Annotated in this window: 13 protein-coding genes and 2 pseudogenes; 7 read left to right on the top strand and 8 right to left on the bottom strand. The window is 56.9% G+C overall.

All coding sequences use genetic code 11. The annotated features are described in order from the left end of the window. Positions 1–82: 82 nt before the first annotated feature. Complete coding sequence (locus tag ABO04_RS10340; RefSeq protein ID WP_160810586.1) at positions 83–1,009, top strand: LysR family transcriptional regulator; 927 nt, start codon at positions 83–85, stop codon at positions 1,007–1,009. 72 nt (positions 1,010–1,081) lie between these two features. Here the strand turns inward: ABO04_RS10340 and ABO04_RS10345 are convergent, their stop codons facing one another. Together ABO04_RS10345 and ABO04_RS10350 are read right to left on the bottom strand one after the other, a co-directional pair. Then, a complete protein-coding gene (locus tag ABO04_RS10345) occupies positions 1,082–1,372 on the bottom strand; it encodes a putative quinol monooxygenase (protein ID WP_160810587.1) in 291 nt (96 codons plus the stop codon). Positions 1,373–1,859: 487 nt separating this feature from the next. Beyond that, positions 1,860–2,162, bottom strand: a complete 303-nt coding sequence (locus ABO04_RS10350) for an antibiotic biosynthesis monooxygenase (protein WP_007182542.1) — start codon at positions 2,160–2,162, stop codon at positions 1,860–1,862. A gap of 63 nt (positions 2,163–2,225) precedes the next feature. Here ABO04_RS10350 and ABO04_RS10355 point away from each other — a divergent pair, with 63 nt between their 5' ends. Both ABO04_RS10355 and ABO04_RS10360 read left to right on the top strand, forming a co-directional pair. Then, positions 2,226–3,239 (top strand): helix-turn-helix domain-containing protein, encoded by a 1,014-nt coding sequence (locus ABO04_RS10355; RefSeq protein WP_160810588.1) that lies wholly within the window; start codon positions 2,226–2,228, stop codon positions 3,237–3,239. Positions 3,240–3,467: 228 nt separating this feature from the next. After that, on the top strand, positions 3,468–4,532 hold the full coding sequence (locus ABO04_RS10360) for an alkene reductase (RefSeq protein WP_160810589.1): 1,065 nt from the start codon (positions 3,468–3,470) through the stop codon (positions 4,530–4,532). A gap of 134 nt (positions 4,533–4,666) precedes the next feature. On the opposite strand, the pseudogene ABO04_RS10365 reads toward ABO04_RS10360, so the two are convergent. After that, positions 4,667–5,146: pseudogene (locus ABO04_RS10365) on the bottom strand (DDE-type integrase/transposase/recombinase); the annotation flags it as partial. A 49-nt stretch (positions 5,147–5,195) separates the two neighbouring features. Between ABO04_RS10365 and ABO04_RS10370 the strand changes: the two are divergent. Then, positions 5,196–5,498: an antibiotic biosynthesis monooxygenase gene (locus ABO04_RS10370; protein ID WP_160810590.1), complete on the top strand. Its 303-nt coding sequence runs from the start codon at positions 5,196–5,198 to the stop codon at positions 5,496–5,498. Between the two features lie 31 nt (positions 5,499–5,529). Here ABO04_RS10370 and ABO04_RS10375 read toward each other — a convergent pair whose 3' ends face one another. Next, positions 5,530–6,429: a LysR family transcriptional regulator gene (locus tag ABO04_RS10375; protein ID WP_160810591.1), complete on the bottom strand. Its 900-nt coding sequence runs from the start codon at positions 6,427–6,429 to the stop codon at positions 5,530–5,532. Here ABO04_RS10375 and ABO04_RS10380 point away from each other — a divergent pair. Then, positions 6,406–7,125 (top strand): heme-binding protein, encoded by a 720-nt coding sequence (locus ABO04_RS10380; RefSeq protein ID WP_160810592.1) that lies wholly within the window; start codon positions 6,406–6,408, stop codon positions 7,123–7,125. The two genes, ABO04_RS10375 and ABO04_RS10380, sit on opposite strands and share 24 nt — an antisense overlap. A 115-nt stretch (positions 7,126–7,240) precedes the next feature. Then, positions 7,241–7,597 (top strand): annotated as a pseudogene (locus ABO04_RS10385) (AraC family transcriptional regulator); the annotation flags it as partial. Positions 7,598–7,853: 256 nt separating this feature from the next. Here the strand turns inward: ABO04_RS10385 and ABO04_RS10390 are convergent. From ABO04_RS10390 to ABO04_RS10400, 3 genes are all read right to left on the bottom strand, one after another. After that, on the bottom strand, positions 7,854–8,084 hold the full coding sequence (locus tag ABO04_RS10390) for a hypothetical protein (RefSeq protein ID WP_160810593.1): 231 nt from the start codon (positions 8,082–8,084) through the stop codon (positions 7,854–7,856). Positions 8,085–8,895: 811 nt separating this feature from the next. After that, positions 8,896–9,462, bottom strand: coding sequence for an NAD(P)H-dependent oxidoreductase (locus ABO04_RS10395; protein ID WP_160810594.1), 567 nt, complete (start codon positions 9,460–9,462; stop codon positions 8,896–8,898). A gap of 43 nt (positions 9,463–9,505) precedes the next feature. After that, the gene (locus tag ABO04_RS10400) at positions 9,506–10,414 is read right to left on the bottom strand and encodes a D-hexose-6-phosphate mutarotase (RefSeq protein WP_240141522.1); all 909 of its coding nucleotides are present in this window, start codon (positions 10,412–10,414) and stop codon (positions 9,506–9,508) included. A gap of 137 nt (positions 10,415–10,551) precedes the next feature. Between ABO04_RS10400 and ABO04_RS10405 the strand changes: the two genes are divergently transcribed. Beyond that, entirely contained in the window at positions 10,552–13,389 is a 2,838-nt protein-coding gene (locus ABO04_RS10405; RefSeq protein ID WP_160810595.1) for an aconitate hydratase, read from the top strand. A gap of 75 nt (positions 13,390–13,464) precedes the next feature. Here the strand turns inward: ABO04_RS10405 and ABO04_RS10410 are convergent, their stop codons facing one another. Next, the gene (locus ABO04_RS10410) at positions 13,465–14,736 is read right to left on the bottom strand and encodes a glycerate kinase (RefSeq protein WP_160810596.1); all 1,272 of its coding nucleotides are present in this window, start codon (positions 14,734–14,736) and stop codon (positions 13,465–13,467) included. Positions 14,737–14,743: the final 7 nt, after the last annotated feature.

Raw genomic sequence — 14,743 nt, forward strand, 5'->3', positions numbered from 1 at the left:
GTAAAAGTTTGGTGATTTTCGTCTACCAATACCTCTGGGAAAAAGCTCAAAATCCACCAGCACTTTCATCGCAGGAGTGAAAATGGTTCGGATCGAAGACCTGCAGTTGTTTGTACGCACAGCCGCGCTGGGTAGCTTCTCCAACGTCGCTCGCGAGGTCGGCCTGCATCCAGGCCAGGTGGCTGCGGCGATCAAACGCCTCGAGCGAGAGCTGGATATCCGTCTATTCGCTCGTTCTACGCGCAGCCTGCGGCTGACTGCCGAAGGAGAGCAGTACTTGCCGTTTGCCCGCGAGGCGCTAGATACGTTGCACGAAGGTCAAGACCGGATACGCCGGGAAAGTACCCGGCTGCAGGGTTTGCTGCAGGTTTCGGCTCCATCAGATCTAGGGCGCAACCTGCTGTTGTTATGGCTTTCCGAGTTTCGCCGTCAGCATCCAGCGCTCAGTCTTCGTCTACTAATTTCCGATCAAGTGGCGGATGTTTTTCGAGATCCGGTCGACGTTGCCCTGCGCTACGGCGTGTTTGACGATGCGAGCTGGGTGGCACTGCCGCTAGCTCCCTGGAACCGCCGTGTTCTGGTGGGCGCTCCCGATTATCTAGAACGTAACGGCAGACCTCAAAAGCCCACCGATCTAGCCCAGCATCACTGTCTGCTGTATTCGCTCAATGGGCGTGCGCATGACCGCTGGCAGGTAGGTGATCAGACAGTGCAAGTCACCGGTCCACTTTTCAGCAACGATGCCGACATCGTGCGACGCTTGGCGGTAGCGGGGGAGGGACTGGCCTACAAATCCTGGCTGGACGTACACGATGACATTGATTCGGGACGGCTGGAGATAGTGCTGGCCCACTACCAAGGCGAGCCCACACCGTTGAACCTGGTGTGCCCGCATCGCAAGCAATATTCGCCGGCCGTTCAGCAATTACATGCACTGTTGCGCAGTCGTCTTGATCCGCTGAAGCAGGAGCTGCCGCCGCTCGCGCCTGATCCTGGTTTGATCGATTGAACGGCAACGCCAAATAGCGCCTGCCAGAACCAGCAGCGGATCCCACGGTTCTGGCAGCCCTAAGCTGGGTGCTCAAGCCAGCAGCGACAGCTTCATCACGTCGAGCGTGATATGCCCTTCAAGCGTTTCGGCCAATTCTCGAAAGACCGGCCCTTCGAGATGGTCTCGTAGCGCCGCCTCGTCTCGCCAGCGCTCGATCATGACCAACCTATCCGGCCGCTCAGTGTCTTCATGCAGCTGATACTGGTCGCAGCCTGGTTCCTTGCGGCTTCGTGCAACAGCTTTGCGAAGCGCCGCTTCGGCCGATTCACGGCTGCCGGGTTGTAGGGTAATTGATGCGACCACAATGATCGGGATATCCATGAATCAGTACTCCTAAGGTTGATGTTTTGGGGACAAGCCCGATCGACATCCACACGACGGTACTGGGCTAGATACAGCTGACGATTAGGGAAGATCGAAGGTTCTGTTATCCAACCAGAAACCCTCACTAGCCTGCACGGCCCGATGCTAGGTCGTTGATTTTCAACAAGTCGCTCGATCGATCCGCGCTTGCGGACTGCGGACTTCCAATGGGCCGGAAATCTGGCTCGCCCAGACGGCTCTCGGTACCGACACGTTGCAAACAGTCGGTACTTCTCGATAACTACCCGACGAATCGGAACATCACAGCCAGCCCTGATGTTGCCCCTGTTTGCTGACGCAGCTTGGAAGTTCTGGCTGCAATATTGCCCCCTCCCAATCGCTGTGGAAGGTAGCTCCCTGGCCAAGTGCAATCGAGAGGGGGCGCTGCGTAGGGTCGTGTGACCCCCATCCTGCAGCGTGACCTGATGGGGTCAAGGCTGGGTTGTCATGCAGGCAGTTTGGCTGCAAGCAGTTCGACCTTCTCGATATTGGGCGGAGAACTGAGCAAGGTCGCGGCGTTGGCCATCAAGGCCGCGGCGATCTGGCCGTTCAGATGTGCTTGGCGACCTGCCTCATCGGCAAAGGCATCGAACACACCGAACGTCGAAGGGCCAAACTTCAATGCGAACCAGGCAGTGGTGCCGGACTCGGCGTTGGCGAGCGGCAGTGCGCTGGCCAGGAAGTCGGCAAGCGCAGCCTCCTGGCCGGGTTTGGCTTCGAGGCGAACAAACAGGGCGAGCTTGGTCATACTGTAATCCTTTGGGTAAATGGGTTAGGTGAATGGATCGACGAGCCTGCAGTCTAAGTCTTCATGACAGTCATCTCTATAGACAATAATGACAACATTGATATCATTGTTGCCATGAAACTCCACATCCTTGTTTGTGATGGCGCGTTTGATCTGGGGCTTGCGGCGCTCACCGACACAGTGGGCTTGGCCAATGCGATGGCGGGCTCGCTGCCACAGGCTCCCGCGCACATAGAGCTCACGCTGGTGGGCGTTCGGCGTCGCATCCGAACTGCGCAAGGCTTGACGGTCCCCGTGGTCCCTGCGCGTAGTGTGCCGGAACCAGACGTCGTGCTCGTGCCCGCGTTTGGTGACAAGATGCCCGACACGCTCTCGGCTCGGCTCACACGCCCCGACGTGCCCGATGCGGTCGCCGCGCTACAGCAGTGGTCCACCGCTGGCGCGCACCTTGGTGCCGCCTGCTCCGGTAGTTTCTTGCTTGCAGAGAGTGGCCTGCTTGATGGGCATCGTGCGACGACGTCATGGTGGCTGGGGCCGATGTTTCGGCAGCGCTATCCGAACGTCACGCTGGACGAGTCACGCATGATCGTGAACTCGACACGCTTCACTACCGCGGGTGCCGCTTTGGCCCACGTCGACCTGGCCTTGCGCATCATCCGGGGGCGCAGTCCGGCGCTGGCGGCCCTAGTAGCACGCTATCTGCTGGTCGAGGCACGCAGTTCGCAAGCCGAGTTCGTGATTCCCGACCACCTTGCGCATGCCGACCCGATGGTGGAGCGCTTCGAGTGCTGGGCCAGAAGTCAGCTCGCGAAGGGGTTCTCGCTGGCCGAGGCGGCCAGCGCCGCGGGCACAAGCGAGCGCACCTTGGCGCGGCGGCTGCAAAGCGTTTTGGGCAAGACACCGTTGTCGTATTTCCAGGACCTGCGCGTGGAGCATGCCGTCCATCTCTTGCGCACCGGAAACGCGAGCGTCGACCAAGTCGCCGCACAGGTCGGGTACTCGGATGGGGTGACCCTGCGGGCCCTGTTGCGCCGCAAGCTGGGCCGGGGTGTCAGGGAGTTGCGACGCGGTGGATGACCAAAGGCGTTTGGTGCCAGCACGGCCGTAGACCGCCGCGAAACTGTCGGTAGCAAAGCCTTCCCAACCCGTGTCCACTACATCGTGCGTTGGGTGCAAAAGCACCAGCCGTGCCAAAGCCGTCTTCAGTGACCTTTCAAAGTTCAGTGACCTTTCAAAGGTCTGAGTATTGGGTATACTGTTAGCTTTACCATTGTTTTCTGTTCACTAATCTGGGTTTTCATCCACATGCTATTCAATCCACTTCAAGTAGGTTCTCTCACCCTGCCCAACCGCATCCTTCTGGCACCACTGACACGCGCCCGTGCCGACGCTGGCCACATGCCCAACGCGCTGATGGCCCAGTACTACAGCCAGCGAGCCACCGGCGGCCTGCTGATTTCCGAATGCACCATGGTGGCGCCCGGTACATCGGCCTTCGTCAATGAGCCTGGCATCTACAACGACGCGCAGATTGCAGCCTGGAGGCAGGTGACCGACGCGGTGCACGCCAAGGGCGGACGCATCTTCATGCAGATCTGGCACGCTGGCCGCGCAGCCTACCCTGGCGCTGCCGATGGCGCCCCCATTGTCTCCAGCAGCGCTACCGCTATTGAGGGTGAGATCCACACGCCCCAAGGCAAGGTGCCGCACGCGGTGCCCCGCCCCCTGACCGCCCAAGAGATTCCCGGCATCGTAGCTGCGTTTGCTCAAGGCGCACGCAACGCCATTGCCGCCGGCTTTGATGGTGTGGAAGTACACGGCGCCAACGGCTACCTGATTGACCAGTTTCTGCGCGACACGCCCAACCAGCGCACCGATGCTTACGGCGGATCGCTGGAAAACCGTGCACGTTTGCTGTTCGAGGTACTCACTGCCGTGACCCAGGCGATCGGTTCCGAACGTGTGGGTCTGCGCCTATCGCCCCTCAACAGCTTCAACAGCATGAAGGACAGCGACCCGCTGGCCCTCATCGGCTTCCTGGCCGATAGGCTCAATGCCTTCAAGCTGGCCTACCTGCACGTGATGCGTGCCGATTTCTTCGGCGTGCAGAAGGCCGATGTCATGCCCGTAGCGCGTGAAAAGTACAAGGGTGTGTTGGTGGGCAATATGGGTTACAGCGCTGATGAGGCAGAGGCAGCTATTGCCGAAGGTAAGCTTGACGCTGTGGCCTTTGGCACCGCCTTCCTGGCTAACCCGGACCTGCCCGCACGCATCAGGGCCAAGGCACCGCTGAACGCGCCTGACTCCAACACGTTCTACGCAGGTGGCGCCAAGGGCTATACAGACTATCCGACACTGCAGGTCGCGTAAATCACCGCCCCAGAAGACCGAAGAAACGAGCCACTTTATACCCAAGGCTCTGCCCTTCGATCTTGCGAAGCTGTGAATCGATGGCATCTACCGAGTGAACCGCACCGGGTTTCGTGGAGGCAGTTTGGTTTAAGTCAGGTCGCCACCGAGGTGGCCTGACTGGCGAGTTGCCGGTAGTAGTTTGCCTCAGCTTCTGCGGGCGGAATGTGCCCCATGGGCTCAAGGAGCCTGTGGTGGTTAAACCAGGACACCCATTCGAGGGTGGCCAGTTCCAGAGTTTCTTTCGTTTTCCACGGTGCCCGGCGGTGAATCAACTCGGCTTTGTACAAACCGTTGATGGTCTCGGCCAAGGCGTTGTCGTAGCTGTCACCGCGACTGCCCACCGAGGGTGCAATTTTGGCCTCTGCCAGCCTCTCGGTGTAGCGAATTCCGACGTATTGAGACCCTCTGTCGGAGTGGTGGGTCAACGACCCATCACGCTCGGGTCAGCGGGCGTACAGCGCCTGCTCCAGCGCATCCAAAACGAAGTCAGTGCGCATCGAACTGCTGACCCGCCAACCGACGATGCGCCGGGCGTACACATCAATGACAAAGGCCACGTACTGCCAGGACTTAAGCTCCATATGCGCTTTTGCACTCCCCTCCGAACCAAAGAATTTTTCAATGACTAAATTCGCTCTGTTCGTCCGTCTCGAAGCCAAACCAGGTCAAGAGGCGGCCGTTGCTAACTTTTTGTCTTCTGCGCTGCCGCTCGCCAACGCCGAATCAGGCACAACCGCATGGTTCGCACTGAAATTCGGCCCGTCAACTTTCGGTGTGTTCGATGCATTTGCCGACGAAGCGGGTCGTCAGGCACATCTTAATGGCCAGATTGCGGCAGCCTTGATGGCCAACGCCGCTACGTTGCTCAGTTCGCCACCGGTCATTGAGAATGTCGACTTGCTGGCGGCGAAATTACCTGGCTGAAGAACCGCTTTATCCACCAGCCGACTCTCGCCTAGTCAGGCGTTGCCTCGCCCTGTTTGAAAGCGTTGGCAATGGCATCGAATACAAGACGTACCCGCTTGGGAACAGGCCCTCTCTGGGGGCGGTACACATAGACATCCCACGGTGGCGGAGAGTCGGTTTCCAGAACCTGTATCAAACGTCGGGCTTGGACATGGGCCAGCGCAAGGTAGTCTGGCAACTGCCCAAAAGCCACGCCTGACAGAACCGCATCGCATTCGGCCTCCGGATCGTCGGTCACAAAAGCAAACGGTTCCGGCAAAACGCGACGTTCTTTACTGAAGAACCAATGCCATGGCCGACCCGTGCTGTGGTCGATCAGACCGGTTGTAGGCAACCCTGACAAATCGGTGATCCGTTGAGGCTCACCGTGGCGCTTGATGAGTGCTCGACTGCCATAGACCCCGAAGCCCACCGCACCGACCTTGCGCACCACAAACCGGTTGTCCTTGAACAGCCCTATGCGCACGCCGACATCAATCTGCCCATCGACCACATCGGCAAGTTCATCGGACAGCCGGATGTCGATCAAGATACCTGGATGAAGTCGTGCCACTTCGTTGAGTGCGGGAAGCACCCGCAACCGGCCCAAACTGCGCGGGGCCGTGACGCGAACCCGGCCCACCAACTCTGTTGCAGATTGGGGCGATGAAGGCGCAAGCACAGCATCCATCTGATCCAGACAAGCCCGAACCCGTGGCGCCAAGTTGGCGCCGAAGTCCGTGATGTTGACGCTGCGGGTGGTGCGGTGAAACAGCAACTCACCGTAGTGGGCCTCGAGATCCTGAATAGCGCGGGTCACCCCCTGGGGCGACATTCCCAAACGAGCTGCGGCGTCGCGGAAGCTGTCGGCCTCACCACGTTGGTGATGGCAACCAGCCTGTCGGCGCATGCCGCCAAGCTTGTTGCAACCACAGAATGCACCGCCTTGCCCTCCCACACCCAACTGCGTGACGCACTGGTTGCCGCGCGAAAGGCCGATAACGCCGGCTTCAACCTGGATATGTGGGGCGCTGTGGTGGCACGAAGCGGCACCGTGTGCGCAGTGGCATTCACCGGCAAGAGCGTGGGTGACCAATGGCCGGGCAGCCGGGCAATCTCGGCGCAGAAGGCCTATACCGCCAATGCCTTCAGCCTGCCTGGATTGGCCCTGGCCACGGCCAACCTGTACAGCGCCGTCCAGCCCGGCGGTAGCCTGTTTGGCTTGCAGGAGAGCAACCCAGTCAACCCCGCCGTAGCGCTGCAAGGCCCTGTGGCGGCCTGGGGCCAGCCCAACGACCCACTTGTGGGTCAGCGCATGGGCGGCATCAATGTGTTCGGTGGCGGTTTGGCCCTGTACAACGAGCAGGGTGCATTGTTGGGTGCTGTGGGCGTGTCTGGCGACAGTTCGTGTGCCGACCACGCTATCGCTTGGCGCACCCGCAACAATCTCAAGCTGGACTACGTGCCCAGCGGCGTGGGCCCGGGTGGTGTTGACCAGATCGCGTACCAAGGCGACTGGAAGCAGCCGCATTGCATCAAGGCGGAACTGGAAGACACTGTGGTTCGAACCTTGCCGTCGACTCGGAGTAAGCAGGCAAGTCGTTGAGAGTCTGGGGCGCTGTTCAGCTTGAACCTTTTAGGTCGAACTGGCCAGCGCAATGCCTTGAGAGCGTCTGTGAATCGCCAGAAAGCTTTGCCTCTCATTGGAACGGGGCAAGCATTCGCAAGCCGAGTTCGTGATTCCCGACCACCTTGCGCATGCCGACCCGATGGTGGAGCGCTTCGAGTGCTGGGCCAGACGTCGGCTCGCGCAAGGTTTCTCGCTGGCCGAGGCGGCCAGCGCCGCGGGCACAAGCGAGCGCACCTTGGCGCGGCGGCTGCAAAGCGTTTTGGGCAAGACACCCCTGTCGTATTTCCAGGACTTGCGCGTGGAGCATGCCGTCCATCTCTTGCGCACCGGGAGCACCAGCGTCGACCAGGTCGCCGCACAGGTCGGGTACTCGGATGGGGTGACCCTGCGGGCCCTGTTGCGCCGCAAGCTGGGCCGGGGTGTCAGGGAGTTGCGACGCGGTGGATGACCAGAGGCGTTTGGCGTATGTACGGCTGGAGACTGCCAGGAAACTGACGCAGGCCAAACGGCGCATTTGGACAAACTGACAAAACTACTGCCCGCCACGGCGCGCAAGCTCCAGTTTGACCCCGGACAAAGTTTTGCTGGCAATGTCGTGGTTGAGCAAATCAATACCTTGATTGAGCAACGCTGTGCCCTGACGATTCGGCGGCTCACCGACCCCGCCGCCAACAATGACGCAGCCGCCGAGCCCACCGTTTGGGCTACCGTGCGGACACGGGTTCGATTCCGGGTTTGGGAATTGAGCCGACATCCCATCGCAGACGAGTTTGATGCCCGTTTCCGGCGACCAGCATGGCTGAGAAACCTGCTTGCAGGTCTACAATCGGGCAGGCTTTACGATCGAGCTCGCAATGGTTCGCAGCAGCCCGCAGCGCTTCTATTGCGTACTTCAATAGTCGTTTGGTGCCGGGTGCTGCCCCTCCACCAGCCACTAAAATTCAGATGCTGCCACATACGTCTGAATAACCCTGAAGCCCCGCCAAGTGCGGGGTTTCTTGTTTCTGTATGTTTTACCAATACCCCAAGCCGCTTACCGGGCCGTGTCTGGTGGGTAAAAGCACCTTGTCGCCTACAGGAAAAAATACGGCGGCGGGTGTCGGCAGGTACCCCATAAATTGCATAAATTCGCCAAGCTGTCCACATACCAGCCTGGCTAAAGAATAAAGGTAATCCACCAGCACACACCAAGGCTCACAACGTGAGGCGTTGAGTGTGTTCTCACTTATCAAATACAACATCTTGTCCGTGTCGGCTCAACACATGTGCGGCTGGAGCATCTTTCAAATGAAAGCAGGATGCGCTATCGGGTTGCCGCGATGTGAGCGTTAATTTTTGCGGTTTGAACGGTAAAAACAATTTTTATCCAAATTAAGGCCAATTTGATTAAAGGGTTACGTCAAATCGTATGCAATTGCATACTTATCCCAAGAAGCCTTGGATGATTCTGTGGATAACTGAAGCAAGTCACCGGTCTGTAACAATTAATCGGGCTGCTTATTATTCAGGCAACAAACAAAACGAGAGCTGCTGTTGGAGAAAAATAAAGATGCCAGGCGTGAAGCCAGACAGAAATTTCATAAGGATTTCAGGCGGCTTGGGAGCGTCCGGAAAGCAAAATAACTGGTGCTGTCACTGGAGTGATAACCAGTGGAAAAATGACTGAATCCAACTGTGTTGAGTACAAACGCGAACTCAAGGTCGGTGCGGCAGGATGCGGTTCTACTTCACCGCATCCCGCTGAAACTACTGGCGCAATGTTTTAAGCGCTTGCGCCCATTTGTACAGCTCATCCAGCATGGTTTCTGCAGAGCGGACATGAGAATCGATCGGGGTGAAATGTTTGTTTTCATCAATGAGGGCAGGAGCATTCTGGATGGTGACGGCTTCTACTATCGGCATGATTTTCAGAGTGGTGAGGGTTTGTTTCAGAAACTGTGCCGCACGCAACCCGCCAGATATTCCTCCGTAACTTACAATACCGGCAGGTTTGTAATTCCATTCCTTGTACACATAATTAAGCGCGTTGAGCAGTGAGGGCGGCGGGCCGAAATTATATTCCGGTGTCACAAATACATAAGCATCTGCCGCGTGGACACTGGCCGACCAGTTTTTGGTATGCGCGTGCTGATAGCGCTGCTGCACAGGGTGTTCTGGTTCGTTGTATATTGGCAGATCAAACTCCGCCAGATCAACCGGCACACATTCAAATTTGCCGTGCTGTACGACGGCTTCGCAGAACCATGTTGCGATATATGGCCCGATACGCCCGGGGCGGGTGCTGCAAGTAATGATGTGAAGTTTCAGAGTCATTGTTTTTCCTTGTTTTCATACATAAAATTCCGGAAATTTTCTGTCAGTCCTGTTCAATCCGGTAATTGGCAACCAGCCGGAATTCGCTGCCGGGCTGAATATGAACCCGGTCGGTAGCAGCATTGGTCGTCTCCACGCAAATAAAACGCAGATAATCGTCATCTTCCAGATCTGCCATTTCTGTCGAAATCTTTGCCCAGGGATTCCACACGACAGCTGTCCTGTTGCCCTTGGAAGTAATACGGATGCGGCGTTTACGGGCAGTATCATGAATGACGAGATCGCTGCCAACGGACTGGTAAATCCGATCCACTTCCGTATCAATAGTAACAGCACCGATCTGGTTTTTTTCCAGATTATCATTTACTTTATCGATATAACGGGTATTTTCCAGGCTGGATAGATGGGTCTGTCGAATATCTCCCACGCTGAAGTAGGTATGAAAAGCCTGTGTGATGGTACATGACTGTGAACCGGGGTTACGGGTAATCAACTCCAGATTGAGCGTCTCGCCGATGGTGATTTCCAGCCTTAAAATGAATGACCGGGGCCAGATTGCTTGCGTTTCTTCCGTATCCGCTGATCCCAGCACAATCCGGGTGCCACCTTCCGGAGTAGCGGATGTGCTGATGACATCCCACATACGGTTACGCATAAAGCCGTGTGCTGAACGCCCCTTGCCTTCCGGATCCGGGCCGAACCACGGCCAGCAAATCGGCACACCCCCCTTGATTGCCTTACCCTGCTGATAATAGGCGCGCTTACTTAAAAACAGCAGATCGTCCTGCGCGTGTACCGGCCGGAATGCAAGCACCTGTCCACCGTAAATCGAGATTAGCGCACTGGCCTTTTCATTCCGGATATGCATAAAAGGCAAGCCGCCTTCTCCTGCTGCAAAAACCACCTGCTCTCCAATTCCGTATTTTTGATTTAGTTGTTCGATATTCATCATTCTCCCGTTTAAAAATACAAAAACTGCATTCATTGCTGTCAAGTCAAGTATTTGGCCGCAGCCAGTGCCGAATGATAAACTCAATCGGTCACCGCATAAATACAAAAAGCCCGTTGTCTCTTATTCAAGGAACCATCATGGCCCATAATTTATTCAATAGTTTAACTACGTTACCCCTGTCCAACGGCGCAACCGCCCGGTTTTATTCCCTGCCCGCACTGGAAGCTGCCGGATTAGGCAATATCTCGCGTTTGCCGGTTTCCATTCGGATCGTGCTGGAATCGATTCTGCGCAATTATGATGACAGGAAAATCACCGAGACCCATGTCAAACAGCTTGCCGGCTGGCGGCCTAACGCCGAACGCACACAGGAAATTCCGTTTGTAGTCGCACGCATCGTGCTGCAGGATTTCACCGGTGTACCGTTGCTGGTTGATCTGGCCGCAATGCGCAGTGCAGCCAGCCGGTTGGGCAAAAATCCGGAACTGATCGAACCGCTGGTGCCCGTGGATCTGGTGGTGGATCATTCGATCCAGGTGGATTATTACGGTAACAGCCAGGCGCTGACACGCAACATGGAAATTGAATTCCAGCGTAACCACGAACGCTACCAGTTCATCAAATGGGGAATGCAGGCATTTGATACGTTCGGCGTGGTTCCGCCGGGAATCGGAATCGTGCACCAGGTCAATCTGGAATACCTTGCGCGTGGCGTACATCAGAAGGATGGGTTGATTTATCCGGATACGCTGGTAGGCACGGATTCACATACCACCATGATCAACAGCATCGGCGTGGTGGGATGGGGCGTGGGAGGCATTGAAGCAGAAGCCGGTATGCTGGGGCAGCCGGTCTACTTTCTGACACCGGATGTGGTGGGCGTCAATCTGGTCGGCCACTTGCAGGAAGGTGTCACGGCCACTGACCTGGTACTGACCGTGACCGAAATGCTGCGCAAGGCCAATGTGGTCGGCAAGTTCGTCGAGTTTTTTGGTGAAGGCGTCACTTCACTGAGCTTGCCGGATCGCGCCACCATTGCCAACATGGCGCCGGAATATGGCGCAACCATGGGTTTTTTCCCGGTGGATGATGTCACGCTTGCCTACTTCCGCTACACCGGCCGTACCGCAGAAGAAATCGATGTCTTTGAGCATTATTTCCGGGAGCAGGGATTGTTCGGTATTCCTCGCCAGGGGGAGATTGACTATAGCCAGGAACTCATGCTGGATCTGGCTACGATCGAGTCTTCCCTGGCCGGGCCAAAGCGCCCGCAGGACCGGATCGCACTCAGGGATCTGAAATCCACCTTTACCGGATTGTTCAGCAAACCTGTCAGGGAAAATGGCTATGGCAAGGCGGCAGAAGTACTGGAGAATACTTACGCCACCCGTGATGATGGTTCTGCAGAATCAAATCTGTGCATCACGCCCGACAGCAGCCCGGGTGAGCCAGGCAGCGCACGTAACGCAGCCGAGATGGCGAATAATCGTCCGACCCTGCAAACTGCTACCAACGGCGCTCCGGCACAGCCGATCAAGCTACGCCATGGTGACATCCTGATTGCGGCCATCACTTCCTGTACCAACACCTCCAATCCGAGTGTGCTGATCGCTGCCGGCCTGCTGGCTAAAAAAGCGGTCGAAAAAGGGCTGAAGGTCAAGCGTCATATCAAGACCTCACTTGCGCCCGGATCCCGGGTTGTAACAGAATATCTGCGCGCCGCCGGTTTGCTGCCCTATCTGGAGCAGCTTGGGTTCAGTCTGGCGGGCTATGGTTGCACGACCTGTATCGGCAATTCAGGGCCACTGCCGGAAGTGGTTGAGGAAACCGTTGTCAAAGATGATCTGGTGTGTGCAGCGGTATTATCCGGAAACCGCAATTTCGAGGCGCGTATTCATCCCAACATTCGTGCCAATTTTCTTGCCTCTCCTCCATTGGTAGTCGCCTACGCCATTGCCGGAACGGTGCTGAAAGACCCGACACGCGAGCCGCTGGGGGAGAATCAGGAAGGCAAACCAGTGTGGCTGCGTGATATCTGGCCCAACAGTGCGGAAATCGAATCCATGATGCAATTTGCGACCCGGGCGGAAACTTTCCGCCGTCTGTACAGCGATTTCACCCGGGATCACACCCTCTGGAACAATATCACCTCGGCCACCGGCAGATCGTATGACTGGCCGGATTCAACTTACATCGCCGAACCGCCATTTTTCGAGAATTTTTCCCTGGAAATCGACCAGAGCAAAATACCGGATGCCATTTATGGTGCGCGCGCACTGGCGGTTTTCGGTGATTCGGTGACAACTGACCATATCAGTCCCGCAGGTGCTATCAAGGAATCTTCACCGGCCGGACAATATCTGCTGACGCATGGTGTCAGCCGGGCGGATTTCAACAGTTATGGCTCGCGCCGGGGGAATCACAATGTCATGATGCGCGGCACGTTCGCCAATGTACGCATCCGGAATCTGATGGTGCCCGGCAGCGAAGGAGGCGTGACGCTGTATCGCAGCAATAGCGATCCTGACGGAAAGCAGATGAGCATCTTCGATGCGGCCATGCAATACATTGCAGATGGCACGCCTACCATCGTACTTGCCGGCAAGGAATATGGCACCGGCTCAAGCCGTGACTGGGCCGCCAAAGGGACGCAACTGCTGGGTGTCAAGGTGGTGGTCGCGGAGAGTTACGAACGTATCCACCGCAGCAACCTGATTGGCATGGGTGTGCTCCCGCTGCAGTTCAAGGAAGGCGACAGCACCGCTTCCCTCGGTATTCAGGGCGATGAACGATTTGACATTCTGGGACTGGATGATCTTCAACCACAACAAGAAGTTACATTGGTCATTCACGGTCAGGATGGTTCACGTCGGGAAGTCCGACTACGCTGCCGCATCGATACTGCGATTGAAGTGGATTATTACCGCCACGGTGGCATTTTGCAGTATGTACTGAGAAAAGCATACGCCGCATAAGCGCCTGTGTATTGCTCGCCTTGCCCACGGGCAAGGCGAGCAATACAGCAATTCAGAAATGCATGTAACGCCTCATTACAAAACAAGAATGCTCCGATAATCGTTTACATTAGTACAGGTCGGTCCGGTGACAATCAGATCATCCAGCATGTCAAAAAAAGTCCAGGCGTTATTGTCATTCAGCAATGCCACCGGATCTACACCGGCCTGTTCTGCCCGGCTGAGGGTATCAGGCGTGATCACTGCTCCGGCGCTGGCTTCGCTGCCGTCGATGCCGTCCGTATCACAGGCCAGCGCGTAAACATCTTCCAACCCATCGAGCGCGATGGCAAGCGATAACAGAAATTCGGCATTACGCCCACCCTTGCCAGAACCCGTTACCGTCACCGTTGTTTCTCCGCCGGAAATCAGGGCTACGGGCGGTTTAAACGGGTTGCTGTAATGGCGTACCTCCCGCGCGATGGCCGCATGTACTTTGGCAACTTCCCTGGCCTCGCCGGTTACGGTATCACCGAGAATAAGCGGTGTAATGCCCCGCGCACGAAAAAATTGTGCCGCTGCCGCGAGGGATTGACGTGACGTTGCAATGATCCGGTTTTTCGTATTCCTGAACACCGGGTTGCCCGGTTTGGGCGTTTCGTTACTGCCTGTGCTGACGTTTTTCTGCAAAATTGCCATGATGTGCGGAGAAACGGTAATCGCATAACGTTCCACCAGCGTCAGCACATCCTGCCAGCTGGAAGGATCTGGCGCACAGGGCCCGGAAGCAATGGAAGAGGGGTCGTTATCCGTCACATCCGAGATAATCAGGCTGTGAATCGGCGCCTGGCTGGCCGCTGCCAGTCGCCCGCCCAGCACCATGGATAAATGCTTGCGCACGATATTGATTTCCTGGATCGGCGCACCGCAACGCAGCAGCTGACGGGTGATGCATTGCAGCTCATCCAGCGTTATCCCGGGAATAGGCACCGACAGCAAGCTGGATCCACCCCCGCTGAACAACCCCAGCAGCAAATCATCCGGCTTGAGCATGCGTGCTGATTCCAGCATGGCGCGAGCAGCCATTTCACCTTGCGTATCAGGCACTGGATGGCTGGCTTCAATCACCATGATGCTGTTCGTCGCCCGCCCGTGACCATACGGTATCACGACAATCCCTTCCAGAGGATGAGCAGCCGGCCAGTGGGCCTCCACCGCACATGCCATGGCAGCTGCCGCTTTGCCTGCACCGACCACCAGCGTGTTCCCCTGCGGCGGCTCGGGCAGATGACAAGGTACAATTTTCAGCGGATCGGCCGCATCAACCGCGGCACAAAAGCTGTCAAGCAGACAGTCGCGTGGATTCATAAGAAAG

The organism is Nitrosomonas sp. HPC101 (genome assembly GCF_009833125.1).
GTDB lineage: Bacteria > Pseudomonadota > Gammaproteobacteria > Burkholderiales > Nitrosomonadaceae > Nitrosomonas.

Excerpts from the sequence above, each read along its gene's own strand:
- ABO04_RS10340 (WP_160810586.1), top strand. The coding sequence starts at position 83 with ATGGTTCGGATCGAAGACCTGCAGTTGTTTGTACGCACAGCCGCGCTG.
- ABO04_RS10345 (WP_160810587.1), bottom strand. The coding sequence starts at position 1,372 with ATGGATATCCCGATCATTGTGGTCGCATCAATTACCCTACAACCCGGC.
- ABO04_RS10350 (WP_007182542.1), bottom strand. The coding sequence starts at position 2,162 with ATGACCAAGCTCGCCCTGTTTGTTCGCCTCGAAGCCAAACCCGGCCAG.
- ABO04_RS10355 (WP_160810588.1), top strand. The coding sequence starts at position 2,226 with ATGACAGTCATCTCTATAGACAATAATGACAACATTGATATCATTGTT.
- ABO04_RS10360 (WP_160810589.1), top strand. The coding sequence starts at position 3,468 with ATGCTATTCAATCCACTTCAAGTAGGTTCTCTCACCCTGCCCAACCGC.
- ABO04_RS10370 (WP_160810590.1), top strand. The coding sequence starts at position 5,196 with ATGACTAAATTCGCTCTGTTCGTCCGTCTCGAAGCCAAACCAGGTCAA.
- ABO04_RS10380 (WP_160810592.1), top strand. The coding sequence starts at position 6,406 with ATGGCAACCAGCCTGTCGGCGCATGCCGCCAAGCTTGTTGCAACCACA.
- ABO04_RS10375 (WP_160810591.1), bottom strand. The coding sequence starts at position 6,429 with ATGCGCCGACAGGCTGGTTGCCATCACCAACGTGGTGAGGCCGACAGC.
- ABO04_RS10395 (WP_160810594.1), bottom strand. The coding sequence starts at position 9,462 with ATGACTCTGAAACTTCACATCATTACTTGCAGCACCCGCCCCGGGCGT.
- ABO04_RS10400 (WP_240141522.1), bottom strand. The coding sequence starts at position 10,414 with ATGATGAATATCGAACAACTAAATCAAAAATACGGAATTGGAGAGCAG.
- ABO04_RS10405 (WP_160810595.1), top strand. The coding sequence starts at position 10,552 with ATGGCCCATAATTTATTCAATAGTTTAACTACGTTACCCCTGTCCAAC.
- ABO04_RS10410 (WP_160810596.1), bottom strand. The coding sequence starts at position 14,736 with ATGAATCCACGCGACTGTCTGCTTGACAGCTTTTGTGCCGCGGTTGAT.